This window comes from Limisphaerales bacterium, from assembly GCA_014382585.1.
Classification (GTDB): domain Bacteria; phylum Verrucomicrobiota; class Verrucomicrobiia; order Limisphaerales; family UBA1100; genus JACNJL01.
Genome location: JACNJL010000022.1, coordinates 40,735 through 64,530, shown reverse-complemented (window position 1 = coordinate 64,530; position 23,796 = coordinate 40,735). Strand labels below are relative to the sequence as shown.

24 protein-coding genes and 1 tRNA gene are annotated in these 23,796 nt (G+C 56.5%); 9 read left to right on the top strand and 16 right to left on the bottom strand.

What is annotated here, in order from left to right; genetic code table 11:
* From H8E27_02530 to lnt, 8 genes are all read right to left on the bottom strand, one after another.
* Nucleotides 1–1,545, bottom strand: coding sequence for a FecR domain-containing protein (locus H8E27_02530; GenBank protein MBC8324489.1), 1,545 nt, complete (start codon nucleotides 1,543–1,545; stop codon nucleotides 1–3).
* Nucleotides 1,542–2,072 (bottom strand): sigma-70 family RNA polymerase sigma factor, encoded by a 531-nt coding sequence (locus tag H8E27_02525; protein ID MBC8324488.1) that lies wholly within the window; start codon nucleotides 2,070–2,072, stop codon nucleotides 1,542–1,544. The genes H8E27_02530 and H8E27_02525 overlap by 4 nt, the downstream gene beginning before the upstream one ends.
* A 166-nt stretch (nucleotides 2,073–2,238) precedes the next feature.
* Nucleotides 2,239–2,778 carry a hypothetical protein gene (locus H8E27_02520; GenBank protein MBC8324487.1) on the bottom strand — a complete coding sequence of 180 codons (540 nt, stop codon included), beginning with the start codon at nucleotides 2,776–2,778 and terminating at the stop codon, nucleotides 2,239–2,241.
* 212 nt (nucleotides 2,779–2,990) lie between these two features.
* Nucleotides 2,991–3,068, bottom strand: a tRNA-Pro gene (locus H8E27_02515).
* Between the two features lie 50 nt (nucleotides 3,069–3,118).
* On the bottom strand, nucleotides 3,119–4,255 hold the full coding sequence (locus tag H8E27_02510) for a fused response regulator/phosphatase (GenBank protein MBC8324486.1): 1,137 nt from the start codon (nucleotides 4,253–4,255) through the stop codon (nucleotides 3,119–3,121).
* Nucleotides 4,256–4,263: 8 nt separating this feature from the next.
* Nucleotides 4,264–5,058 (bottom strand): indole-3-glycerol phosphate synthase TrpC, encoded by a 795-nt coding sequence (trpC, locus tag H8E27_02505; protein MBC8324485.1) that lies wholly within the window; start codon nucleotides 5,056–5,058, stop codon nucleotides 4,264–4,266.
* Nucleotides 5,055–6,192, bottom strand: a protein-coding gene (gene prfB, locus H8E27_02500) for a peptide chain release factor 2 (GenBank protein MBC8324484.1) whose coding sequence is annotated in 2 segments (ribosomal slippage) — nucleotides 5,055–6,143 and nucleotides 6,145–6,192 — 1,137 coding nt in all. Because the reading frame shifts where the segments join, the coding sequence is not laid out codon by codon here. Before prfB ends, trpC begins: the two co-directional genes overlap by 4 nt.
* 8 nt (nucleotides 6,193–6,200) lie before the next feature.
* Nucleotides 6,201–7,826 carry an apolipoprotein N-acyltransferase gene (lnt, locus tag H8E27_02495; GenBank protein MBC8324483.1) on the bottom strand — a complete coding sequence of 542 codons (1,626 nt, stop codon included), beginning with the start codon at nucleotides 7,824–7,826 and terminating at the stop codon, nucleotides 6,201–6,203.
* Between the two features lie 89 nt (nucleotides 7,827–7,915).
* On the opposite strand from lnt, the gene H8E27_02490 reads away from it, so the two are divergent.
* The 4 genes from H8E27_02490 to H8E27_02475 all read left to right on the top strand — a co-directional run bounded on the left by H8E27_02490 (nucleotide 7,916) and on the right by H8E27_02475 (nucleotide 13,021).
* Nucleotides 7,916–8,851 carry an aldo/keto reductase gene (locus H8E27_02490; GenBank protein ID MBC8324482.1) on the top strand — a complete coding sequence of 312 codons (936 nt, stop codon included), beginning with the start codon at nucleotides 7,916–7,918 and terminating at the stop codon, nucleotides 8,849–8,851.
* Between the two features lie 26 nt (nucleotides 8,852–8,877).
* Nucleotides 8,878–9,873, top strand: coding sequence for an agmatine deiminase family protein (locus H8E27_02485; GenBank protein MBC8324481.1), 996 nt, complete (start codon nucleotides 8,878–8,880; stop codon nucleotides 9,871–9,873).
* A gap of 296 nt (nucleotides 9,874–10,169) precedes the next feature.
* The gene (gene ilvB, locus H8E27_02480) at nucleotides 10,170–11,963 is read left to right on the top strand and encodes a biosynthetic-type acetolactate synthase large subunit (protein MBC8324480.1); all 1,794 of its coding nucleotides are present in this window, start codon (nucleotides 10,170–10,172) and stop codon (nucleotides 11,961–11,963) included.
* A gap of 8 nt (nucleotides 11,964–11,971) precedes the next feature.
* A complete protein-coding gene (locus tag H8E27_02475) occupies nucleotides 11,972–13,021 on the top strand; it encodes a hypothetical protein (protein MBC8324479.1) in 1,050 nt (349 codons plus the stop codon).
* Here the strand turns inward: H8E27_02475 and H8E27_02470 are convergent.
* From H8E27_02470 to H8E27_02450, 5 genes are all read right to left on the bottom strand, one after another.
* The gene (locus H8E27_02470) at nucleotides 13,007–13,831 is read right to left on the bottom strand and encodes a hypothetical protein (GenBank protein MBC8324478.1); all 825 of its coding nucleotides are present in this window, start codon (nucleotides 13,829–13,831) and stop codon (nucleotides 13,007–13,009) included. The genes H8E27_02475 and H8E27_02470 overlap by 15 nt on opposite strands.
* Nucleotides 13,832–13,968: 137 nt before the next feature.
* Complete coding sequence (locus tag H8E27_02465; protein MBC8324477.1) at nucleotides 13,969–14,979, bottom strand: glycosyltransferase family 9 protein; 1,011 nt, start codon at nucleotides 14,977–14,979, stop codon at nucleotides 13,969–13,971.
* A gap of 25 nt (nucleotides 14,980–15,004) precedes the next feature.
* Nucleotides 15,005–15,730: a metallophosphoesterase family protein gene (locus H8E27_02460; protein MBC8324476.1), complete on the bottom strand. Its 726-nt coding sequence runs from the start codon at nucleotides 15,728–15,730 to the stop codon at nucleotides 15,005–15,007.
* A 9-nt stretch (nucleotides 15,731–15,739) separates the two neighbouring features.
* Entirely contained in the window at nucleotides 15,740–16,015 is a 276-nt protein-coding gene (locus H8E27_02455; protein MBC8324475.1) for an acylphosphatase, read from the bottom strand.
* On the bottom strand, nucleotides 16,015–16,278 hold the full coding sequence (locus tag H8E27_02450) for a zinc ribbon domain-containing protein (GenBank protein ID MBC8324474.1): 264 nt from the start codon (nucleotides 16,276–16,278) through the stop codon (nucleotides 16,015–16,017). Before H8E27_02450 ends, H8E27_02455 begins: the two co-directional genes overlap by 1 nt.
* A gap of 62 nt (nucleotides 16,279–16,340) precedes the next feature.
* Between H8E27_02450 and H8E27_02445 the strand changes: the two genes are divergently transcribed.
* Nucleotides 16,341–16,808 carry an NYN domain-containing protein gene (locus tag H8E27_02445; protein MBC8324473.1) on the top strand — a complete coding sequence of 156 codons (468 nt, stop codon included), beginning with the start codon at nucleotides 16,341–16,343 and terminating at the stop codon, nucleotides 16,806–16,808.
* A 78-nt stretch (nucleotides 16,809–16,886) separates the two neighbouring features.
* Here the strand turns inward: H8E27_02445 and hisD are convergent, their stop codons facing one another.
* Nucleotides 16,887–18,179, bottom strand: coding sequence for a histidinol dehydrogenase (gene hisD / locus H8E27_02440; GenBank protein ID MBC8324472.1), 1,293 nt, complete (start codon nucleotides 18,177–18,179; stop codon nucleotides 16,887–16,889).
* A 99-nt stretch (nucleotides 18,180–18,278) separates the two neighbouring features.
* Here hisD and H8E27_02435 point away from each other — a divergent pair, with 99 nt between their 5' ends.
* Nucleotides 18,279–19,052 carry a glucosamine-6-phosphate deaminase gene (locus tag H8E27_02435; GenBank protein MBC8324471.1) on the top strand — a complete coding sequence of 258 codons (774 nt, stop codon included), beginning with the start codon at nucleotides 18,279–18,281 and terminating at the stop codon, nucleotides 19,050–19,052.
* A gap of 11 nt (nucleotides 19,053–19,063) precedes the next feature.
* Here the strand turns inward: H8E27_02435 and H8E27_02430 are convergent, their stop codons facing one another.
* Together H8E27_02430 and H8E27_02425 are read right to left on the bottom strand one after the other, a co-directional pair.
* Nucleotides 19,064–19,933, bottom strand: a complete 870-nt coding sequence (locus H8E27_02430) for a TIM barrel protein (protein MBC8324470.1) — start codon at nucleotides 19,931–19,933, stop codon at nucleotides 19,064–19,066.
* Between the two features lie 28 nt (nucleotides 19,934–19,961).
* Nucleotides 19,962–21,122, bottom strand: coding sequence for a Gfo/Idh/MocA family oxidoreductase (locus tag H8E27_02425; GenBank protein MBC8324469.1), 1,161 nt, complete (start codon nucleotides 21,120–21,122; stop codon nucleotides 19,962–19,964).
* Between the two features lie 146 nt (nucleotides 21,123–21,268).
* Between H8E27_02425 and H8E27_02420 the strand changes: the two genes are divergently transcribed.
* The 3 genes from H8E27_02420 (at nucleotide 21,269) to H8E27_02410 (ending at nucleotide 23,780) form a co-directional block, all read left to right on the top strand.
* Nucleotides 21,269–21,787, top strand: coding sequence for a hypothetical protein (locus tag H8E27_02420; GenBank protein ID MBC8324468.1), 519 nt, complete (start codon nucleotides 21,269–21,271; stop codon nucleotides 21,785–21,787).
* Nucleotides 21,788–21,886: 99 nt separating this feature from the next.
* Entirely contained in the window at nucleotides 21,887–23,245 is a 1,359-nt protein-coding gene (locus H8E27_02415; protein ID MBC8324467.1) for a neutral/alkaline non-lysosomal ceramidase N-terminal domain-containing protein, read from the top strand.
* On the top strand, nucleotides 23,235–23,780 hold the full coding sequence (locus H8E27_02410) for a rhodanese-like domain-containing protein (GenBank protein MBC8324466.1): 546 nt from the start codon (nucleotides 23,235–23,237) through the stop codon (nucleotides 23,778–23,780). Before H8E27_02415 ends, H8E27_02410 begins: the two co-directional genes overlap by 11 nt.
* Nucleotides 23,781–23,796 lie beyond the last annotated feature (16 nt).

Below are 23,796 nucleotides of genomic sequence, written 5' to 3'. Positions count from 1 at the left end.
TTAATTGGATGGGGTAAGGTGAAAAAGATTTTCGATTTGCTCGTCCGTTAGGGCGTACCCAAAGAAGGCAAGTTCGTCGATTCGACCATGCCAGAAGCCCTGTCTTTGATGCCTTTTTATTCCGTCGGCCTTCTTATCGGTTCCCCCGATACTGAAAGGCTTGTGCGCTTTTACTTTAAACCCATTTAAAGGTTCCGAGGAGACGAGCACTCCATTTCGGTACAGCCGCAAACCTACACTCTCCTTTACGATGGCGACATGGGTCCAATCTTCGAGGGGCAAGGGAGAGGAATCCTCAATCCGCAGAGATCGCTTTCCATTGGCGAGAGTGAGACCCAAATTCCCATGATCGCCAACTAGCCCAAAGCGAAATGTTTCGTCGCCCATAAGATTCATGTCTGAGACGAGAATAGCGTTCCTTGGCAGGGTCATGGCACGGATCCACGCCATGATGGTGAATTCTGTTGTCGGGAGTTCGAAGCCGGAAAAGACTTGTGCATACCCTCCCCTTTTGGGCCCATCCAAACGAAGGGATGAACCGATGCGGCCCGGAGCGAATGGTTGTCGCCGCCCTTCACCTTTCACTATTGAAGCAGTATTTTGATGACCTTTAGCCGTATCCTTCAAAGTTTGCCCATCGTCGATGACAGCCATGCGATAGTAAGAGAGCGGCAAGAGTTCACGAACCTTACCGCTGTAAGTTGGGTCAGGCTCTTCGAGATTTCTGAGAAATCTATGATCGTCTATAGAGATTCCAAGAGGAACAAACGTCGCGTGATCGATACGGGTAGCTTGATTCGCGACCAGACGTACCGGATAGATCGAAGCATCCTGCTCTTTCGGGCGCACTTCAACTTCCCCCTTGAACACGTGAACTTCACTACTACGTTCGCCCACCACTTCGATGGCGAACTCTGTCCCGAAATCAACCACTTCAGCGTCTGGAGTTTCCACAGTGAAGCCAACACCTTCCGGAGGAACAGTAACCGCTAGGCGTCCTTCGTTTAAGACCATGAACTCGGAGCTGTGAATTTCGAAAGAAGCCGGTGCTTCGATGACGAGATCGACACCCGATTCAAACGTAATTTGGACAAGGCCCTCTTCGAGATCGTAACTGCCGGTTTGAATGGTGCTGCCATTGCTGAAGTCAGACGATGTGCCGAATATTTTCAAATTGGCAGCCACGCTACGGGTCAGGGAAGCAACCGTTTCCCCCGGTTGCATTTTTGATGGTGCCCTCCATTGCAGCCACAAGGCTAATCCCACCAGCGCTACTAATGCGGCTATGACCAATCGCTTGGATGTACTGGGGGATTTGGGCTGAATTTCGGGTATACTTGAGGAGTGCGGCGACTGGCCTACGCCCAAGACACCGTGTTCCCATGCAAGCATTGCGTGAACCTGACAATATTCGAGATACTGTTTTTTTGCCTCAGGATACTGTTGAATCATCTCCACCAACCGGTGGCTTTGCTCAGGCAATAGCTGGCCCTCAGTAAGTTCCATGAGGAGAAACTCCAGTTCTTTTTTCTCTACTTCCGTCATAGAGCTTCCTCTGGACGATGACGCTTTACGCACTCAATCAAAGCGTTGCGAGCTCTGAAAAGCGCCTGTTTAATGGAACTCTCTGACTGATCGCTTTGAGAAGCCATAGTTTTCAGAGTAGCACCTTCGGTGTATCGACGGCGGATGAGTTTCTGGTAACGTTCGTTCAGTTTCCCGATACAGTCGACCAGTAGTCGTTGTTTTTCTTCATACCTCTCAGACTGCTGCTGCGCGTCATCAGCAATATCTGCGAGAAAGTCATCGTCGAAAACAAGGCGATCCCGTGTGATCTTGCGACGGTGTGCCATTACCTGAAAATAAGCGACCCTTAGCATCCATGCACCAAAGTTGGTGCCTAGTTTGAATTCATGCGCCTTACGCCAAAGAACCGCATTAGTCTCTTGCATAACATCCTCCGCCTGAGTGCGATTACCTAGAAGTGAAAGTATGTAGGCAAACATACGGCTCTGATGAGTCGTCAGAAGTTGAACAAATTCGAAGGATGGCTCTGGTCGTTTTTCGGGCATGTATTTCGGTTATAATACGGGTTGGCCACAGGTTATATACCGCGGTGAGTGGATTGGTTACGGTTGAAACCTAAAAAAGAAAAAGGGTGAACCATAATCAACTAATGCGAGTGTTGCCAAACAAGGTATGATGATACATAGCATGATTCTAACATCAACCGTGCCGTCATTCGACGGCTCCATGCCCTGGTTGGGAATCACCTTCGGGCGTCTCTGCACGCTCAAGAGCATAGAATGGCTGGTTGTTAAAATCACCGCCTATAAAAAGCAGATCGTTTGAAGTATTCTCCGCGACAGCAAGCATCACGTTAAAGGATTCGGCGTCACCCAATGGATCGCCATCCCGTTCACGAAAAATGACTATGTGCGGATTACCTTTGTGTTCGGTGAGAATAAATGGGTAATCATTTTTTCCTGACTTCATGATCCCCGCCATGTAAATCGTTTTTCTCTTCAGAAACTTCCCATACTTGTCAGGTATCTTTGCGACAACCTTGTCATCTGCATGAAATTCCATGGCTCTATCCCGATTGAGGGGAAGTCTGGTTCTAAGTCTGGAGCTAATGGCCTCATTGAATTGCCATCGACCCTCAAGTCGGCTAGAGACCACATTTTCTTTGTCTGACTCGACCTTAAACTCTGCCATCAACGTAGATGGAAAGTGAAAAAGGAACATAAAGGCAGCGGTAATCAATACTTGGTTCATTTTGTGTATTTAGTTGGTTTCCTGTGTCCTCTGTTCTGGGCTAAGGTTGCAATTTTTCTAATTTCAGAAGCTTGCTGATTTCAGGGGTGGTTCTGTTCGCTTATGGGACATGTTTTTTCGTAATCAGCGATTACGAGTTGGCAAGGATATAGCCGAAAGAACGCAACGGTAACGGTTGAAAACGAAAAAAATCAAAAAACTAGCTAGAAAAATGGTCGGACCGGGGAGATTCGAACTCCCGACCTCCACACCCCCAGTGTGGCGCGCTAACCAGGCTGCGCTACGGTCCGTCCGGAAAGGAGCCGCATCCTAGCGGTCGGTGAGAGAATGACAACCCTTTTCAGTGGGCCACTTTCAACACAATGGTGGTGAAGTCGTCCGGCTGGTGGTCGGCCGCCTCATGCGATCGGCCGGCCTCATGCAGGCCCGCCACGATCTCCGCGGCACTTTCCACCTGATGAGTGCCCAGCGTCTGCACGATTCGTTCTTTGCCAAACATCTCGCCATCTTCAGAGGTGGATTCCTCAACGCCATCGGTCATCAACGCCAGCAGATCACCGGGTTCCAGAGGGAAATCCTCACTCACGGTGTACTCGGTATCCGGCCGAATGCCGAGCGGGATGCCGGTGCGTTTGAGCTCGCGTTTCAAATGCCCGCTGCCGTCCAGCCACAACGCCGGTGGATGCCCCGCACTCGCGTAGCGCACCGTGCCTGTTTTGGGACTGAGCCGCACGAAGAGCAGTGTGACAAATCGTTCCGAACCGGTGTCCTCAGTGAGCACGCGATTGGCGCGTGTGAGGATCTCGCCGACGTCATCCATATCCGCCGCCAAGATGCGCAGGTACGCCCGTGTCTCGGCCATTAACAACGCCGGCCCGATGCCGTGCCCGGTCACATCGCCCACCACCAACCCATAATCGCCGTTGGCCATGGGCACAAAATCGTAATAGTCGCCGCCCGTTTGCTCCGCGCTTTCGGTCAACCCGGCCAGTTCCAGTCCATCCAGTTGAGGCGCTTCCTCGGGAAACAGCCGCTGCTGAATCTCGCGTGCTATGCGCATCTGTTCATTGGCCGCGTGCAGGGCTGTCTCAGCCTGGCGATGACGGGTGCGGTCGCGAGCCTCGCGCACCTCGCGTTCCACCGCCGGCACCAGCCGCGCGAGATTGCCTTTCATTAGGTAATCATGCGCGCCGGATTTCATAATCTGCACCGCCAAGTCTTCGCCAATGCCGCCGGAAATGACGATGAACGGAATGTCGCGTTCGCTCTGTTGCAACAGCAGCAATGCCTCGGGCCCGTTGAATTCCGGCAAATTGTAGTCGGCCAAAATAATGTCCCACGGTCGGCGTTGGATAGCGTCTGAAAAATCCGGGCCCGTCTCCACGCGTTCGCTGTCGATTTCATAACCGCCATTTTGCAACAACCCCACGAGCACCTTCGCGTCCAACGCGGAATCTTCAATAATCAAAACGCGCAACGGTTGACTCATTGTTGCCCTCCCAATTCGCGCATCTTCGCGCCGATGTCATCCTCGCGCATCAGCGATTCCCCCACCAGCACCGCCCGCGCCCCGCACGCGGTGAGCCGCTCCACATCCGCGCGCGATCGAATACCACTTTCGGCCACGAGCAGCGTTTGCCGCAAATCCATCCGCGCAGCGAGCGCTTCGGTTGTGTTGAGGTTCACTTCAAATGTTTTGAGGTTACGATTGTTCACGCCAATGAGCAGCGCCTTAAGTGCCATCGCGCGGGCGAGTTCATCGTCGTCGTGCACCTCCACCAACGCCGACAAACCCGCCGCCGTGGCGAGTGCGTGAAAGTGTCCAAGCTGCGCGTCATCGAGGATCGCCGCGATCAATAGCACCGCATCCGCGCCCCATTCGATCGCTTCGGCGATTTGGCGTTCGTCGATGACAAAATCTTTTCGCAACAACGGCAGGTTCACCGCCGAGCGGATTTGTTTCAAAAATTCCGGCGAGCCCTGGAAAAACTTTTCATCCGTTAACACCGAAAGGCAACTCGCGCCCGCCGCTTCGTATTCGCGCGCAATGGTCACGGGATCAAAGTCCTCGCGGATGATGCCCGCCGAGGGCGACGCCTTTTTCACTTCGGCAATGAGCCCCACATCACCCACGCGCGGCCGCACCAGTGCGCCGGCAAAATCCCGCACGCCACCACGCCTGGCCACTTGCACGCGCAACGATTCCAGAGTCACCTCCGCTTCGGGCAAGGCCGCGAGTTCAGTGCGTTTGTGCGCTACGATTTCATCGAGGATGCTCATTCTTCATCGGCTCCCGCCATGCGTTGAGTCGGACAACCGGCTTGCAACCAGCCGCTCACAAATTCATCCAGCTCGCCATCCATGACCGCCTGCACATTGCCGGTTTGGATGCCGGTGCGCAAATCTTTCACCATTTGGTACGGCTGAAACACGTAACTACGAATTTGGTTTCCCCAACCGATCGCGCCTTTGTCGCTGTAAAACCGATCCATTTCCGATTTCATTTCGTCCTCGCGTTTGGCGTAAAGTTTCGCGCTCAGCAGCTTCATTGCCGTGTGTTTATTTTGGTGTTGGCTGCGCTGGTTTTGGCTGGCGGCCACCACACCGGTCGGCAAGTGCGTGATGCGCACGGCGCTTTCCACTTTGTTGACGTTTTGGCCGCCCTTGCCGCCACTGCGAAAGGTATCAATCCGCAAGTCTGACGGGTCGATTTCAATATCGCCTTCGGCTTCAATCTCAGCGATCACATCCACACTGGCAAAACTGGTGTGCCGGCGTTTGTTGGAATCAAAAGGCGAAATGCGCACGAGCCGATGCACGCCGCGCTCGGCCTTGCAATAGCCGAAAGCATTCTCGCCGGAAATAATCATCGTGACGCTCTTGATGCCCGCCACTTCGCCGGCGGTCACATCCGTGATTTCTACTTTCCAATCGCGGCGCTCGGCCCAGCGTTTGTACATTCGCAAAAGCATATCCGCCCAATCACAACTCTCCGTGCCGCCCGCGCCGGCATTAATGGTGAGAATGCAGTTGCAACGATCGGCGGGGTCACTGAGCAACGCGGCCAACTCAAGCGCATCAAGGCCGATGATAAATTTTTCGGTATCGGTCGCCATCTCGGCGGCGAGCGTGGCTTGGGTGGCTTCGTTTTCTTCCGCGCCGAGCTCCACCATCAGTTGCAGGTCACCAAGTTGTTTCTCAGCAGACCGCAGTGGCTCGATGCGTTTGCGCAGGCTGGAGCATTCTTCCACCACTTTCTGGGCCGCCTCGCGGTTATCCCAAAAACTATCGACCGCCATTTTTTCCTCAAGCGCTTTTAATTGCGCCTCGCATTGGGGGAGGTCAAAGAAACCTCCGCAGCTTGGCCAATCGGGCTTCGGTTTCGGTGAGTCGGGCTTGTACGGTGTCGAACATTGTGCGGTTCAATTAACTGGATTAGCGCCCATTGCCGAGCCATTTTTACGGCGAAGAAGAACCAACACCGCACAGGCGAGCACCGCTCCCCATGGCAGGTAGTCGCCGGTACGCTGGTAAACCGTCGGTACGCGCGGGCCTTTGCGAAGTGGAATGGTCACGACATTCACGCGCGGCGAATGCACTGGCGGCTTCACGCCATGGAACCGTCCGTACTCGTCCACCCAACAGGTGATCCCGTTATTCGTGCAACGCACGAGCGGACGCCGCGTCTCGATGGCGCGCCACGCAGCGGAGCGTGCGTGCTGCCATTGCTGATGGCTTTGGCCGAACCATCCGTCGTTGGTGAGGTTCAGCAAAAAATCCACCTCCGGCGTGACTGCACGGCGCGCGAGGTGCGGCACGACGTCCTCGAAACAAATAATAACCGACATCTTTGCGCGGCCCATATCGAAAACCTCCGGCCCTTTGCCGCGCGCAAAATTTCCCACCGGCGCGAGCTTTTTTAAAAAAGGCAATTGCTCCCCAAACGGCACGTACTCGCCAAACATCACAAGGTGTTGTTTACTGTAATAAGCAATCTCGTTTCCATCGGGATCGATCAGCACCGAGCTATTGAGCGGCGTGTTGTTTTCAAAACGATCCGCGCCCCAGACGCGCCAGATTTTTTTCTCACGCAACGCCGCATCGAGCGTTTGCAAACGCGGGTTCACCACTTCCGGATCCAGTAAACGCAAGGGCGGCACCGAGGCTTCCGGCCACACGAGCAAGTCCGGATTTTTCTCCACCGCGATGTCCGAAAGATCCATCAACTGCGCGAAGCGTTTGTGCTGCGAGGGTTTATCGTACACATTCCACAAAACCGTCTGTGGAATGCTCGGTTGGATGAGCGCGATTTTCAGTTCATCACGCTTCTCTCCCAATGGCTGCGCCAAAGCAAAGCTACCCAAACCCACCGCCACCAGCAGCAATACGACTGGCCCCGCCAATTCTTTGAGCATCATTGGCTCAAACTTTTTTTCATTCCGCCAACGCCATATTAAAAGCAATCCACCCACCGACCCCCACGCCACCACTAGCGACACGCCGAGCACGCCGGTGAATTGCGCGAGCATCGCGAGCCGCGTGAATTCCAACTGCGACGCGCCCAAATAATTCCACGGGAACCCCGTGATCACCCAACCGCGCAAACACTCGAGCGCCACCCACCCCAACGCGCAAGAAACACCCCAGCGCAATCGTTTGCAAAACGACAAATCCGCTACCGCTTCGGTAATCGGTTTTTCCAAATCGCCCGGAAACAAATACCAACACAACGCCGCCCACGCCGCCGGATACACCGAGCAATACGTGCTCAACGCCAGCCAACCCGCCATGTTTCCCGGCGCAACCGGGATATAAAGCACCCACGCGAGCGTGGTAAAAAAATGTGCGATGCCTGCCACAAACCCCAAGCGAAAGGCCCGCCCCGGCGCGGCCCGCGTGGCGGCCAACAGCAACGCGGGTGCGAGCCAAGCCGCAGGAAGATAGGTGAGCGGCGGAAACGCGCACGCCCACGCCAAGCCCGCGCCTGCCGCCAGCGCCCCATCGCGCCATTTGTTTTCCCCGCCATTCACGTCGCGCAGTGTGCCCAAAGCGAAGGCCAATTCAAGCGCGGCCTATTCACGTGTGATTTTTTCTTGCGACAATTTTCCTTTGCCGTACCTTCGCCTCACCCAACCCAATGAAACCTATCCGTATTGGTAAAACTACCCTCAAGATTTCTCCATTAGCTTACGGCTGCTGGCGCATCGCCGGTGATTGCGACGCACGCAAGGTAACAGCCAAGGCGCGCGAGGCGGGCGTGAAATCGCTGCTCGCCGCACAGGAAGCGGGCTACACGCTGTTCGATTTGGCGGATATTTATTGTGATGGCGTTTCAGAAGAATTGATGGGGCTCGCGCTGAAGCAATCAAAAGCGCTGAAAAAATCCGCCGTCATCGCCACCAAATGCGGCGTGCGTGTGCCCGAAAGCAACGAGCCGTTTCGTTACGATCTCTCCGCCGAATACATCGTGCGGTCATGCGACAATTCCCTGCAACGGATGGGAATCGATTGCATTGATATTTATCAACTCCACCGTCCGGATTGGCTGATGGACCCCGCCGAACTGGCCAAAGCATTTGCGAAGTTAAAAAAATCCGGCAAGGTGAAGTACTTTGGCGTGAGTAATTTTAACCCCTCCCAAGTGAGTTGTTTGCAAAGCGCGCTCAAGGATTCGCTGGTGGTGAATCAAATCGAGGCGAGCCTGATGCACCTCGACCCATTTGAAAATGGCACGCTCGATCAATGCCTTGAACGCGGCATTACACCACTTGCGTGGAGCCCGCTCGCGGGAGGCCATCTTGGCAACGGGAAAAAATCCGTGCTGCCGACTCAGGAAAATTACAAACCCGCCAAAGTACGGCGGCGGTTGGATTTAATGGCGCGCGATTTTGGCGTGAGCCGCGGCGCAGTGGCACTCGCGTGGTTGCTGCGGCATCCGGCGGGCATCGTGCCGATTGTCGGCAGCACGCAGCCCGAGCGAATCCGAGAATTGGTCACGGCCACCGAATTGCAGCTCAGCCGCAAGCAATGGTATGCACTGCTGACGAGCGCACTGAAGGAGGATCTTCCCTGAACACACCGGCCCAGCTCGGCTTTCGCATGCCGGCCGAGTGGGAACCGCACACCGGCACGTGGCTCACATGGCCCCGCCGCGAGGGCATTAGTTTTCCGGATATTTACGACCGCATCCCGCCGATATTCGCCGCGATGGTCCGCGCCTTGTCGGATGGAGCCGAGGGAGAAAATGTTTTCATCAATGTGTGGGATGCCGCGATGGAGGCGGAGGCGCGGGCGATTCTGAACACCCACGACGCGCTGAACGCTAACGTCGAATTTTTTCATCATCCCGCCTACGAACCGTGGTGCCGCGATCACGGGCCGGTGTTTGTGAAAAACGAAACCTCGCGCGCCGCCGTCATCAATTGGGATTACAATGCGTGGGGCCAAAAATATCCGCCGTATGATTTGGATCACCAAATCCCCGCGCACATTGCGGCTGTGCGGGGGTTGGAAATTTTCACGCCGGAGATGGTCCTCGAAGGCGGCTCCATCGAGGTCAACGGCGCGGGGACTCTGCTCACCACCGAGAGTTGCCTGCTAAATCCCAACCGCAACCCGAACCTCACCCGCGAGCAAATCGAGCAACGCCTGCGCGATCATCTTGGCGTGACAGAAATCATTTGGCTGGGCGAAGGCATTGCCGGCGATGACACCGACGGCCACATCGACGACCTCACCCGCTTTGTGGATGCGCACACCGTCGTCACCGCCGTGGAAGAAAATCCCGAAGACGAAAACCACGCCCCATTGCAAGCAAACCTCGAACGCCTGCGCCAAACCAATTTGCGCGTCATCGAGCTGCCGATGCCGCCGGCGGTCATTTTCCAGAACCAACGCCTCCCCGCCAGCTACGCCAATTTTTACATCGGCAACCAAGCCGTGCTCCTCCCCACCTTCCGCCACGCCAACGATGCCCGCGCCCAAGCCATTTTGCAGGAATGTTTCCCCACACGCACCGTGATCCCGATCGACGCCACCGACCTCGTCTGGGGCCTCGGCGCATTCCACTGCCTCACGCAGCAGGAGCCGGTCTGATCGACAGTGGAAGATTGACCGCATCGGCACTTCCTGCTAAAACACTCCCGAATATGTTGAACCTATCCGTACAGCTTGGCGTCCTTTGGGAGGTACTTGTACTTTCCGAACCCGTGGAGTCGTGTCGGGATTAGGATGAATTTCGACAAGGACCCCCGGCTGGAGACGGTCGCGGGTCTTTTTCTTGCGCCGAAGCCAGCCGCCAACACACATTGTTAATGAGCAAAACGAAGACAACCAAAACCAAACCGAAAGCCGCCAAAACCAAACCCGCACGCCGCGAGCTGGGCCAGCCGATGAAGGGGTGCGAAATCCTCGTGGCCGCGCTGGAGCGCGAGGGAGTGGACAGTATTTTTGCATACCCCGGCGGCGCGAGTATGGAGCTGCATCAGGCGCTGACGAAGTCCAGCCAGATTCGCACGTACCTGCCGCGGCACGAACAGGGCGGCTCATTTGCCGCAGGCGGTTACGGCCGCGCCACCGGCAAGGCCGGCGTGTGCATGGCCACCAGCGGCCCGGGCGCAACCAATTTGGTGACCGGCCTCGCCGATGCATGGATGGATAGCGTGCCGCTGATCGCCCTCACCGGCCAAGTGCCGCAGGCAATGATCGGCAAAGGCGCGTTTCAGGAAACTGATTTTTACGGCATGACGCTCGGCGTCGTGAAGCACAGCTATCTCATCACTGACATCCGCGAAATCCCGCGCGTGGTGAAGGAGGCGTTTCACATTGCGACGACCGGCCGGCCGGGCCCGGTGGTCATTGATTTCCCAAAAAATATCCAGCAACAAACCGCGCAACCGGTTTGGCCGGAATCCATTGACATCCCCGGCTACGAAGCCTGCCCGAAAGCGGATGATATTGAACTAAACGAAATCATCGGCCTCATCGAAAAAGCCGAGCGACCGGTGCTCTATTGCGGCGGTGGTGTCATCACTGGCAATGCCACAAAGGAACTTCGCGCCTTTGTCGAGGCCACAAAAATCCCGGTCACCACAACAATTATGGGCGTGGGTGCGTTTCCCGAAACCCACAAGCTCTCGCTACGCTGGCTTGGAATGCACGGCGCGGCTTACGCGAACTGGGCTGTCAGCGGCGAGCTGCGCAAGGACGCCAAAGGCAACACCCGTAAAATCGCCGAGGGCGCGGATTTACTGCTCGCCTTTGGCGTACGCTTCGACGATCGCGTGACCGGTAAAGTGGAAAAATTTTGCGAGCACGGCACCATCGTTCACGTGGATCTCGACCGCTCCGAGCACAACAAAAACCGCAAAGTCCAGCTCCCTATCCACAGCGATGTGAAATACGCACTGGGCAAGTTGGTGAAGATGGTCAAGAGCCGCCCGCTCAAAGCGCGCTACAAACGGTGGCATCAACAGATCGCTGAATGGAAACAACGCGCCCCGCTGCGCTACAAAATCACCGGCGAGGAAATGTCCTCCGACCACATCAAGGACCGCCTCAAAGGCAAGGAGGATCAAATCATCCTTCCGCAGCACGCCATCGCCGAGCTTTACGAGCTCACCAAAGGCGACGCCATCATCACCACCGGCGTGGGCCAACACCAAATGTGGAGCGGCCAACATTATGTTTACACCCGCCCGCGCCAGCTCCTTACCAGCGCCGGCCTCGGCTCAATGGGCTTCGGCTACCCCGCCGCGATGGGCGCGAAGGTGGCGTTCCCGAAAAAGGAAGTCATCGACATCGACGGCGATGGGTCGTTCCTAATGAACGTGCAGGAACTCGCCACCGCCAAAATCGAAAAGATCGCCGCCAAAGCAATCATCCTGAACAATCAACACCTCGGGATGGTGGTGCAATGGGAAGATCGTTTTTACAAAAGCAACCGCGGCCACACGTACCTCGGCAACCCCGATGATCCCAAGACGATCTACCCCGATTACCCCACGATCTGCGCCGGCTTCGGCGTAAAATGCGAGCGCGTGCTGTACGAGAAAGATCTCCGCCCCGCCCTGCGCCGGATGCTGGCCTCCAAAGAACCCTACGTGCTGGACATCATCACCCCACACACCGAACACGTGCTGCCCTTCATCCCCGCAGGCGGCACGGTGGCCGATATGATTTACTAATTCTCCCCATGAAAACCGCCACACTGATTCTGGCCGCGCTGGCTCCCGCGTTGTTCGCGGCGAATCCGGCGCTGGATATGGCCAAACAACAACTCGGCAAAGCCCCCAAAGGGTTCACTGCCAAAGCCGCCGGCGTAGGCAATGCCGGCAAGGCAATCGTGCGCGAAGGCAAAATTCCAGCGGCCAATGGCGTGGGCAATGTAAAAGGACGGTTCATCGAAGTCACCGGCGGCGACAAGGATTCGAATCATTACACACTGGTGATGCTCGATGCGCTGGCACCGAACGATTTCAGTGGCTCAGTGCGCTTTCGCATCATCGGCGGCAAGGTCATGCCCGTGGCCGGAATTGCCTTCCGCGCGCAGGACGCCAAAAATTATTATTTGCTCGCGGTGAAACCAAACGACACGCGTCTGTATTGGACCGTATTTGAAAAGGGCAAAGCGGTTCAGGGTCTGCGCGACAACGCGATCCTGCCCGCGCCGGGTGGCTGGCATGACCTCAAATTTTCAGCTAAAGGCAACGCGCTCACCTGGTCGCTTAATGGACGGAATCAGTTCATTACGTACGACCCCAAAAAAACGCCGGATTTCCGTAAAGGTCAATTTGCGCTTTGGCTGCGCTCGGATACGAAGGCGGAGTTCGCCCATCTCAAATTGCTCAACCCAGCCGAGATGCTGGCCAAACGCCACGGCGATGTACTGCGCCGCGCGGTCCGCGGGGATGAGCGCGTGTTGTCTCTCCAACTGGTCGCACGCCCCGCACCTAAACAAGCGCCGCAAATTCTCGGCAGCCTCAACGCCGCTGAAGTGGGCCAACCCGCCCACGCCGATTGTGCCAAGGCGATGGATCTAAACAAAAATTTCCACGGCCGTAAAAATGATGTGGCCACCGTGACCCTCCCTCTGCGGGATAAGAACGGAGTGATCATTGGCGCAGTACGAGTGAGTTTACGCAGCCCCGTGGGAACCGAAAACCGGCTGGACATCGCCCGCGCCACGGCTCTGGTCAAACAATTTCAGGGCAGCATTCCGGATTCGAAATCACTTTTTCAATAACAATTCCGGCGGAGGTTTTCGGCCGATGGAGCTTCGCTTTCGATCGGGCATCTTGGGGAAATCATCTTCCATCATTTCACGTCGTGCGCCAGTGATCCCCACTCGGCCATCATCATCCCGAACCAACGCCGGCGGATATTGTTGGAAAAAGTAAGTTTGGCGTACCAGTAATTGCCCTTCGGGATCCACCTGAAAATAGCGGAAATTCTTGGCATAGAACTGGAAGAACACGTGCGTGATGCCCTTGGGGTCCATCTCCATTTGCGGTTTTCCAAATGGCACTTTCCGGCCGAGATCGAGCACATTGTAAATGCGCATTTCATTGCCTCGCGTGCCTTCCACGCGCAGAAAAATATGGGTGCGCCCGTGCACGCGGGTACTTCGCAGAGTGTAGGTGCGCAGATCGGGCGGCTGGCCTACTTGTCGCGGTGCCACGCCCCGCCGCATTTCGGCGATTTTCACCCCGGCCACCACTTGAAATTTCATCGGCCGCACATCCAAAATATGATTGTTAAACTGCCGTATTTTGATGCGGGCATGGATGGTGAATACGCCCGGCTTGCTGAAATCAAAAATCGGTGCCATTTGAAACGTCCAAAGGTGGCTCTTTCCGTTATCCACCAAAACGGATTTTCCCTGCGGCGGATTGCCATTGCGAAGCACAGGGATGCCCCGGCCATCATGAGCTGAAAATTTGATCCAATCTACCCCGTCCGCCAACATCACTTTTTGACCTGACACATTGCGGATCGCCAGCTTGACGACGACGGCCTGATTGGGCAGGAAATTATTGCGATCGGTGGTCATCATCACCTGCAATAATTGCGCGTGCGCGTTCTGGGACAGAAAACATCCCACCAATAGAAATAGGTACCCCCTCCACATGTTGGAACTGTGTGGCCATCGCGCCTGTTTTTCAAGGCCAATCAGGTTGCCTCCGGCCCAAGTTATTCACCGTGAGCCAAAAGTTTCTGAACTACAGCAGACACTTCCAGCGCTCCAATTCCGCGCAAACAATCGCGTTCGCGAATGGCCGTGCAGTTGCGCGAAAGGCAGGGCACACAGTTCATGCCCGTGGCTTGAAGCACGGTGCCGCGAGCATGATAGGGGCCGGTGCGGCGTGGATCGGTGGGGCCAAAGAGGGCAACCACCGGCTTACCCAACGCAGCGGCCACGTGCATCGGACCGGTGTCGTTGGTCACCATTGCTTCGCTGCTGCGAATCCATTCCACCATTTCGGGTAAAGTGGTTTGGCCGGTTTTATCGACGCACCGCGCGCCAATCGCGCCGAGGCGCGCGCCAATTTCTGAGTCCTCTTCGCCGCCCAGCACGACCACGCGAAGGTCGCCCTGCTCCATCAATAAATTTCGCGTGAGGGTTTCAAAAGATTTGGTGGGCCATCGTTTATTGTCCCATCGGGCGCCGGGACAAAGTGCGAGCCAACGCCGGCCGGGGTCGCAGCCCTCAGGAAGTGGTTCGTCACGGGGCGGCATCCACTCGAAGTCATCGTGGTTTTCCAAACCCAAATGCGGAAGCACGGCACGGCACCAATCGACCGCGTGCGCATGGGGGCTCGGGCGTTCCACAGAAATATCGTACGCAGCGGCGGCACCTTCACGATGTTGATGCAAGCCAATGGTGAATCCCGCCCGGGAGATCCAGCCGAACGCTGCACTGCGGGCAAGCCCTTGCAAGTCCAATACCACATCAAACCGCTCGCGGTGAAGTTGGCCGAGCTGTTGCGCGCCGCGCGCTAATCCGGCGGGTGTGCCCCAGCCGCGACGCTGAAAGGGATGCACCGCGGCAAGGTCGGGGTCGCTTTGCAAAAGTGGTGCGAAACTTTGGGCGATCCACCAATGCACCTGCCAGTTGGGACGTTGACGCTTGATGAGGCGAAGCACGGGCAACGCGTGAATGATGTCACCGAGGGAGCTGGGTTTAAGGATGAGCAGTTTCACGCCGGTCTCAAATGGGCGACGGGTGTTATTTCCCGTAATTGAGACGCTCGGCCAATCGCTCGGGCAAGCCGGCGGCGAGAATTTTTTTCTGGGTGGTCTCGATGTCGTAGTTGATGCGAATGAGTTCCACCGTTTCATTTTTGGCATCGTACACGCAGTACGACGCGCGCGGATCACCATCGCGCGGCTGACCGACGCTGCCTACGTTGATAAAATAGCGTTTGCCCACTTCGAGTTTGAGATGCTCAAAGGTGCCGCCATCCACTTCAATGCCGTCATCAATGAACACCAGCGGTACGTGCGTGTGCCCGTGGAAACAAAGCACGGTGCTTTGATAAGTGAAACTCGCCGCTGCATCCCCGGCGTCCTGTACGTAACCCCAGTAACGCGGACTATCCATGGTGCCATGCACGATGGAAAAGTGATCGACCAACCGCACGTAACGCAATTCGCACAGCCACTGGCGGTCTTCTGCGCTGAGTTGATTGCGCGTCCACAGCACAGCTTCGGCGGCGACGGGGTTGAAGGCGGAAAGATCGCAATCCTGGCCGATGTATTCATCGTGGTTACCCATCACGCAGGGCATCTTCAGCCCGCGCACGATATCCATACATTCCTTGGGATTGGCGTTGTATCCGACGACATCGCCGCCGCACACAAAACTTTCGCAGCCACGCTTCTCCGCGTCCTCCAGCACTGTGTTCAGCGCTTCGAGGTTCCCGTGGATGTCTGATATGATCGCGTATTTCATACGGAAACATCAGCGGGCGATTTCGAATCCACGAAATTCGCCCGTGCCTTCGCTCCATTCCGATTGCGTTTCGCGGATGAAGCGGCGCAATCCTGCCTCGGGAATCGCCTTTTGAAAAGCCTCTAATTCACCTCGGTCCCCTTCCACCAAGAGCTCCACCCGACCGTCATCCAGATTTTTTACCCAGCCGGTCACCTCAAATCCCAGCGCCGTTTGCTTCACCGTGTAGCGAAAACCAATCCCCTGCACCCGGCCGGAAAACAAAACCTGCAAACGCGTCGGCATCAGATTCCCTTGTCCGGTTTGTGCACCTCATACTCGCCCTTGCTGGTTTTTTTCAGCACCGTGAAGCCGTTGTTCGTGGCCTCACGCACATTGATCTTCTTCATATGCTTGGGCATATACACCGCGCCAAACACCTTCCGCACCGCCTTATGACACACGGGGCACTCCTTGAGCGCCGGTGTTTTCATCGGGCGCTGCAATTCAAATCGTCCCCCACACACCTTGCAATCCCCCTCACACAACTCATATTCATAAAGCGGCATGCCCAAAGTTTAACCGTTCCACCACCGCTTGTCACCCCCTCACCCCTTCAGTATAATCAGCCATGGCCATTGTGCGCATTTTGGTGGACGGCTACAGTCTCCTGCACGCTTGGCGCGACCTTGCCCCCGGCGAGCCGCGCCACACTGCGCGCGCCCGCGATGCGCTCATCGCCGAGCTCACCCAATACGCCGACAGCACGCACACGCCCGTCACCCTTTTCTTTGACGGCAGCGGCGCCCCCGCCGGCACCCCCAAGCCAACCGCCCCCCAAGGCTTGGAAATAATCTACTCCACCAAAGGCAAAACCGCCGACGACCTCATCGAACGCACCGCCCACCGCCTCAAACCCTACGGCGAAGCTCTCGCCATCACCAACGATCTTGCCGAACGCGACACGGTCATCTCCCTCGGTGGAATGGCTCAAAGCTGCGAACAATTCATTAAAGATATCCAGCGAGTAATGAATGACCGAAATCATTTTGTGAAGACGCACAACCGCCGCGAAGCCAATCGGTACAAACGACGATAAAAAAGAGACACGGATTTCACGGATGAACAGGGATTTTTCTCAACAATGAATCCGTGTAATCCGTGTCAAAAAAACTCTTCAATCCAACCGAATCGACGCCGAGCGCCCGTGGGCATCCAACCCTTCCACGGCGGCGAATTGTTCAATAGCCGCGATGGATTTTTGCAAGGCTGCCGGGGTAAATTGCACCACACTCGTGCGGCGTTGGAACATATCCACCGTGAGCCCGGGAAATGAAGCCCCCGCCCCACCCGTGGGCAGCGTGTGGCTTGGGCCCGCCACGTAATCGCCCGTGACTGTGGGCGAAAAATTACCGAGAAATAACGCGCCCGCAGTGGTGATTTGTTTTGCAACGGCCGCCGCATCTTTGAGCATCACCTCGCAATGTTCCGGCGCCAATCGATTGGCAAGCGCAATGGCTTCCGCCCGCGATTGCACTTGAATGAGCCAACCGTTTTTCGCAAGCGCCTTGCGAATGTAATCCCGGCGCGATCGTTGCGGCAGTTGCTTTGCGATTTCTTTTTTGACTGCGCCAATGACTTTCGCCGAAGTGCTGAGAAGCCAACACCGTTCGTGCCCCGAGCCGTGTTCCGCTTGCGCCAAAATATCCGCCGCCGCAAAGGCCGGATTCGCCGTGCCATCGGCCAACACCAATACTTCACTCGGCCCGGGTAATAGATCGATGGAGACGCGGCCCACCAGCAAGCGCTTGGCGGCAACCACGTACGCATTGCCGGGGCCAAAAATTTTCTGCACTGGTGCGAGGGTCTTCGTCCCGTGCGCCATCGCCGCGATGGCGTGGGCGCCGCCGATGCGATAAATCTCCGTGGCTCCCGCCAATTGTGCCGCGTGCAACAGCCCCGGATTCACCGTGCCATCTTTGCCGCACGGCGTGCACACGACGATCTCTTTGCAACCGGCCACTTTCGCGAGCGTCACGGTCATCAACGCGGTGGACATCAAAGGCGCAGTGCCGCCTGGAATGTAAATGCCTACGCGCCCGAAAGGATCGTACTTTTCTCCCACGCGCGCGCCCTGCGCGTTGCGTCCGCTCCAATTTTTTCGTAGGCCACGTTTGTGGAATTGCGAGATGTTGCGGTGGGCCAAACTAATGGCAGCGCGTAATTTGCCGGTGACGGATTGGGATGCAGTCGCTAATTCCGCATCGCTCACGCGCAAGGTTTTGGCGGTGAGCGTAGCGCCATCGAATTTTTTGGCAAACGCAATCAACGCCGCATCGCCCTTGGCCGCCACGTGATCCACGATGGCACGCGCACTGGCCTCGATTTTAGGATCAAACAAACTCGACGCCGCACAAAGGCGGTCAAGCTTGCGGGCGTAGCCGGCATCGGTATGGCGCAGCGTGTTCATCGGCGGCGCAGTGAATCAGATGCGCACGCAAAAGTCAAAAGCGGGCCTTTGGTATTGACCCAATTTTGCTGCGCGTTAGGCTTTGCCGTTCAACCATTTATGAGCACTGAACCCATCCGATCATTTGAAGTTGACTCCCTCAATGTGCGTGTTTTTGCCAGCGAAAACTCAATGGCCAAAGCCGCCGCAGCGGAGGTGAACGAGTATCTTTGTGGCGTGATTGATGCGCAAGGCAGTGCCGCGGCCATCTTGGCGACGGGCAATTCGCAGATTCAGTTTCTGGAAAAACTCGTGGCTATCGGCGAGGTGGATTGGAGCAAGGTGACGCTGTTTCATATGGACGAATATCTCGGGCTCAATGGCGATCACAGCGCGAGCTTCCGCCGTTATATGCGCGAGCGCGTGGAAGAGAAGGTGCAGCCCGCCGCGTTTCATTACATTTGCGGCGACGCGCCCGAGCCGCTCAAGGAATGCCGCCGCTACGCGGATTTGCTCGCCGCGCAGCCCGTTGATCTCTGCTGCCTCGGCGTGGGCGAGAACGGCCACATCGCTTTTAATGACCCGCCGGTGGCCGATCTCAATGATCCGGAGGTTGTGAAAATTGTGCAGCTCGATGACGGCTGCCGAAAACAACAACACGGCGAAGGGCATTTCCCAACGTTCGATTCCGTGCCACAATACGCGCTGACACTTACGGTGCCGGCGTTGTGTCAGGCGAAAAAAATGGTGTGTCTCTGCCCCGAAACCCGCAAAGCGCAAGCGGTGAAGGATGCCCTCCAAGGGCCAATCAGCACGGCTTGCCCCGCCTCACATTTACGCACGCAATCTCAGTGTGTGATGTATTTGGATGGGGACTCGGCGGCGTTGTTGTAGATGCTGTTGACTCACCGCACTTCTTCGATGAGCTTTTCCAAGCGCCGGCCGTACTCGATGTAGTTGTCGGCCATCGCTTTTTCAGGCGCAGCGCTGTCGGTGTCGTGGAAGACCACCGTCATATGCGGCTCGATGGAGATGCCGCCGTCGTAGCCGTTGGCGAAAGCATCCTTCAAAATATCCCGCACGCGGCCATCGCCTTCGCCGGGGAAATGATACGTTTCGCCGTCGTCAGTTTTTACGGCATCCTTGATGTGAATATGCGCCGTGTGCTCGCGCATATGCTCCCAGAATTCCCATGGGCACTGCATCCCCCACGGTTGATCGCCACGGCGGTCGGCGTTAAAAATGGGGTTGGCGGTGTCGAACACCCATTTTAGGCCCGGCACTTTTTCGAGCAATTCCTCCGCGTGTTGCCAGCTCATACCACCGTGGTTCATGCAATTCTCGTGCACCGGCTGCAGGCCTTCGCCGAGAAAACGTTTTGTAACTTCGCCCACGCGCTCGAACACTTCCGGCGGGGTGGTTTCCGCATCATCGTCGGGCTTGAATGACATAATCCGCACGTATTTTGTGCCGAGCCGTTTCATGCGCGGGATGGCACGATCCACCTCGGCGAGCGTCACCTCGAAGGGCGTCGCCACGGTCTTCTGCCAGTTGCAAATCGTCGATCCGAACGCATAAATTCCAACGCCCGATTCCTCGAGTTTTTGGACAACCACATCAAACGCCGCATCCGGGATCTCGTGAATCGACCCCTTCTCAAATCCCTCCACCTCCACAAAGCGCGATTCGATCCACCGCCACCCCAGTGCCTGAGTCACCTCAATCTGGCCCTCAATTGTCACTGCGCCTTCATCGGCGATTCCCATTAATTCCATAAAAATCCTTTTCTAAAATTTCTGACATTTAACGCCGAAATGACGCCGTGAAATCTTCTTTACTAACTTCAACTGTTTTCTTTTTGTGGGTGGAGCTGGCGATGAGATCGTTGAGTTTGGTTTCCCACGCGGCGCTGTCCATTGGCAAGTCGATGGTCTCATTGATCAGGCCGGAGTAGACCATCACGTTGGCGAGCTCCACCGAGCCGATGCCGCTTGCACCCGGCGCGATGAGTTCTTCGCCATCGAGGATGGCGTTGACGAGATTGCTGATAAGCATCGCGTGCGGTTCCTCGGCGGGCGGAATGGCGATTTCTTCCACGGTGGATTCGGGCTGTTGGAATCCGACTTTCGAAGTCTTGCTCCATTCATCCGACGGCACGGCGTTACGGGTGACGATCAGTTTGTCGTTCTCCAACAACACGCGGCCCTTGGTACCGGCGATTTCAAATCGGTTACTGCCGGGCGTTTCGCCGGTGGAGGTGATGAAGGTGCCACTCGCGCCATTGGCGTATTCGAGGTAGCACGTCACGTCGTCTTCCACCTCGATATCGTGATGGCGGCCGATGCCCACGTGGCTGCGCACTTTGGAGGGCATCCCGGTAATCCACTGCAACGCGTCAAGTTGATGAAGGCATTGATTGAGCAACACGCCACCGCCTTCGCCCTTCCAGGTGGCGCGCCAATCGCTGCTTTGATAATAGGCCTCGGCGCGGAACCAATCGGTCATAATCCAAATCACCCGAATCAAATCGCCGAGCTCGCCGCCCTGCACCAGCTCGCGGATTTTTTGGTAACGCGGCTCCACGCGCATTTGGAACATCCCGGAAAATTTCAACTCCGGCCGCTTATCCGCCGCGGCGATGAGCCGCTCGGCATCGGCTTTGTGAGCCGAGATGGGTTTTTCCACCATCACGTGCAGGCCCGCCTCCAGCGCGGCGATGCCCAACGTGGTGTGCTGAAAATGCGGCGTGGCAACCATCAAGGCATCGATCTCGCCCGAGGCAATCAACGCCTCGCCACTCTCAAACGTCTTAAGCCCTTTCGCGGCATACTCCGGCAATTTAGCGGGAAATGCATCCCCCACTGCCGTCAACACCCCGCGCGGCACCCTGCCCTCCAGCAGATTGTTGACGTGAATCTGCCCGATGTTTCCTAACCCAATAATGCCAATGCGTACGTTTTCCATTTTATAAAAATCCGGTGGGCAGACTATGCCCGCAAGTATGCGCCAGATTCAAGACTCAATGAACATTGCAGTGATCATCGACTGAATCAATGCCACCCCATATTTTTCGATTATGGATTCCTGCCAAAATTTGATAACGTTTTCTAATGGAAAACAAACCGCCAGTCCTAATGCAACCGATGCAAGCCGCCGCGCCGATACACAAACGCTTGAGCACCTCCATTTACATCGGTATCGCCTCGCTGGGTTTGGGCGTGGGCGGCATCGTAGCGGGGATTTTATTTTGGCACTGGGGCGCATTTGTCGCCGGCGTGGTGGCAGGCATCACATTGGGCATCATCGCCGGTGTATGGGGCATCATCGATTGCATCATCGGATTAGTCAGAACAGCACGCACACCCGCGACCACGCAACCCGCGCCAAGCCCCGCCCATAACGACTTGCCGCCCACCCTCGCTGCCGCTCCAACGATCGCCCCAGCATCCGCACCCGCCACCCGCAGAAGTGGCGGAATGCTGGCCGTGCTTTTGGGCGGCGGCTCCATCGCGGCCATCGTCGCCACATTGCTTGTCATCGTGGGCACCGCGGTCGGTGTTATTTATTTGGCGTTCATCGTTCTTATGTGGATTCTCGAAAACTGGTCCGGCGGTGCGATGGTTATTTAAGCAAGCCATTGATGCCTTTATGCGCGGCAATTTCTAATCCTTAAAACTTGGACGATTCTTGAGACTTGATAATTGTACATTGAAATTTACCCTCCTCGGATGACCACACTCCGGCTCCTGCTCTTCCTTGCCCTTTCCCTCCCCCTCTCCGCTGCCCTTCCATCGGAAACTTGGAAAGCCGGCACCGCCAAGGCGGACATCACGCCGAAGACACCCATCTGGATGGCCGGCTATGGCGGGCGCTCGAAGGAGAGCGAAGGCGCACTGCATCCGCTTTGGGTGAAGGCGCTCGCGCTGGAGGATGCATCCGGCCAGCGCGCGATCATCATCGGCACGGACACGCTCGGCATGACCGGCAGCATTTACGCCAACCTCAAGGCGCGCCTTGCCAAAGAACACAAACTCGCGCCGGCGCAAATTATGCTCAACGCCTCGCACACGCACACCGGGCCGGTGTTGCGCGGGGGGCTTTACGATATTTATCCACTCAACACCGAACGCATCAAGCGCATCGAGGAATTTTCCGCGCGGGTGGAAAACGAAATCGTACGCATCACCGGCGAGGCGCTGAAAAATCTGGAACCCGTCACACTCAAGCACGGCATCGGCATCACCCGCTTTGGCGTCAACCGCCGCGAAAACAAACCGTACAGCATGGTGCCCAAACTCATTGCCGCCAATGCATTAAAAGGCCCGATCGATCACGACGTGCCCGTGCTCGCCGTTTACAAAGGACTCGAACTCAAGGCCGTCGTCTTCGGCTACGCCTGCCACAGCACGGTGCTGAGTTTTTATAAATTTTCGGGTGACTACTCCGGCTTCACCCAAATCGCGCTTGAGAAAAGCCATCCCAATGCGCTCGCCCTCTTCAGCGCCGGCTGCGGTGCGGATATCAATCCCCTGCCCCGCCGCGAAGTTTATCAGGCCGAGCGCTACGGCAACATGCTCGCCGCCGCCGTCGAGGAGGTGCTCCTGCAAAACATGGAAACGCTAAAACCAAAGCTCACCACTCGAATTCAAACCATTCCGCTCGAGTACGGCGCCTTGCCCGCACCTGCCGCACTCGCCGCCGCCGCCAAGAACCCAACCCATTACCGCGGACGCTGGGCAGGACGCATGCTCAAACTACAATCCACCGGCAACCTCCCCAAAACATATCCCTACCCCATCCAATGCTGGCGCGTCGGCGATTTGCTGTGGCTCACGATGGGGGGCGAAGTCGTCGTCGATTATTCCATCAAATTCAAAAAACAATTTGGCGCCCGCACGTGGGTCACCAGTTATGCCAATGACGTGATGGCTTATATCCCCAGTTTGCGCGTGCTCACCGAAGGCGGCTACGAAGGGCAATCTTCCATGGCTGTCTATGGCCTTCCCGCTGATCGCTGGAAAGAAAATGTTGAAGACCTTGTGACCGAAGGAGCAAAGACGGTCGTGAAAGAAGCCCGTGGCAAGTGACGCCCTAAAACCGAAACGAAATTGGCGCCGCATTAGATGGATCATCATCGGGGTCACGCTGGCCACCGGCCTCGCCTTTTGGCTCTGGCTGCCGAACAACGGAATTGCCGCCGCTCGTAAATTCATCCGCTGGCATTTTGATGACATCCCGCACATCACACCTGCCAAGTTAACGGCGTGGATCGCTGATGCCAATCGCACCACGCCCCTGCTGTGGGACATCCGCCGCGCAGATGAATTCGCCGTGAGCCACCTTCCAAACGCCCAACGGGTGCCACCGGAAACGGCCGAAGCTGAACTGCAAAAACTCCTGCCCGCAAACGGGCAACCCATCGTGGTTTACTGCGCCGTCGGTTATCGCAGCGCAAAAATGGCGCAACGGCTGCGGGCACTCGGCCACACTAAGGTATTCAACCTCGAAGGCGCTATTTTTGCCTGGGCTTCCGAAGGATTGCCTTTGGCGCACGGCAACAAAATACATCCGTACAACGCCTTCGGTCGGCGAATGTTGCGAGATGATTTGGAGTCGAGGTAGGGCGCGCTCTCCGGGC

Coding starts and splice junctions, on each gene's coding strand:
- H8E27_02490 (MBC8324482.1), top strand. CDS start 7,916: ATGAAACCTATCCGTATTGGTAAAACTACCCTCAAGATTTCTCCATTA.
- trpC (MBC8324485.1), bottom strand. CDS start 5,058: ATGAGCATCCTCGATGAAATCGTAGCGCACAAACGCACTGAACTCGCG.
- H8E27_02455 (MBC8324475.1), bottom strand. CDS start 16,015: ATGCCGACGCGTTTGCAGGTTTTGTTTTCCGGCCGGGTGCAGGGGATT.
- H8E27_02475 (MBC8324479.1), top strand. CDS start 11,972: ATGAAAACCGCCACACTGATTCTGGCCGCGCTGGCTCCCGCGTTGTTC.
- H8E27_02415 (MBC8324467.1), top strand. CDS start 21,887: ATGACCACACTCCGGCTCCTGCTCTTCCTTGCCCTTTCCCTCCCCCTC.
- H8E27_02425 (MBC8324469.1), bottom strand. CDS start 21,122: ATGGAAAACGTACGCATTGGCATTATTGGGTTAGGAAACATCGGGCAG.
- H8E27_02420 (MBC8324468.1), top strand. CDS start 21,269: ATGGAAAACAAACCGCCAGTCCTAATGCAACCGATGCAAGCCGCCGCG.
- H8E27_02430 (MBC8324470.1), bottom strand. CDS start 19,933: ATGGAATTAATGGGAATCGCCGATGAAGGCGCAGTGACAATTGAGGGC.
- ilvB (MBC8324480.1), top strand. CDS start 10,170: ATGAAGGGGTGCGAAATCCTCGTGGCCGCGCTGGAGCGCGAGGGAGTG.
- H8E27_02525 (MBC8324488.1), bottom strand. CDS start 2,072: ATGCCCGAAAAACGACCAGAGCCATCCTTCGAATTTGTTCAACTTCTG.
- H8E27_02450 (MBC8324474.1), bottom strand. CDS start 16,278: ATGCCGCTTTATGAATATGAGTTGTGTGAGGGGGATTGCAAGGTGTGT.
- hisD (MBC8324472.1), bottom strand. CDS start 18,179: ATGAACACGCTGCGCCATACCGATGCCGGCTACGCCCGCAAGCTTGAC.
- H8E27_02435 (MBC8324471.1), top strand. CDS start 18,279: ATGAGCACTGAACCCATCCGATCATTTGAAGTTGACTCCCTCAATGTG.
- H8E27_02530 (MBC8324489.1), bottom strand. CDS start 1,545: ATGACGGAAGTAGAGAAAAAAGAACTGGAGTTTCTCCTCATGGAACTT.
- H8E27_02445 (MBC8324473.1), top strand. CDS start 16,341: ATGGCCATTGTGCGCATTTTGGTGGACGGCTACAGTCTCCTGCACGCT.
- H8E27_02485 (MBC8324481.1), top strand. CDS start 8,878: ATGCCGGCCGAGTGGGAACCGCACACCGGCACGTGGCTCACATGGCCC.
- H8E27_02520 (MBC8324487.1), bottom strand. CDS start 2,778: ATGAACCAAGTATTGATTACCGCTGCCTTTATGTTCCTTTTTCACTTT.
- H8E27_02470 (MBC8324478.1), bottom strand. CDS start 13,831: ATGATGACCACCGATCGCAATAATTTCCTGCCCAATCAGGCCGTCGTC.
- H8E27_02460 (MBC8324476.1), bottom strand. CDS start 15,730: ATGAAATACGCGATCATATCAGACATCCACGGGAACCTCGAAGCGCTG.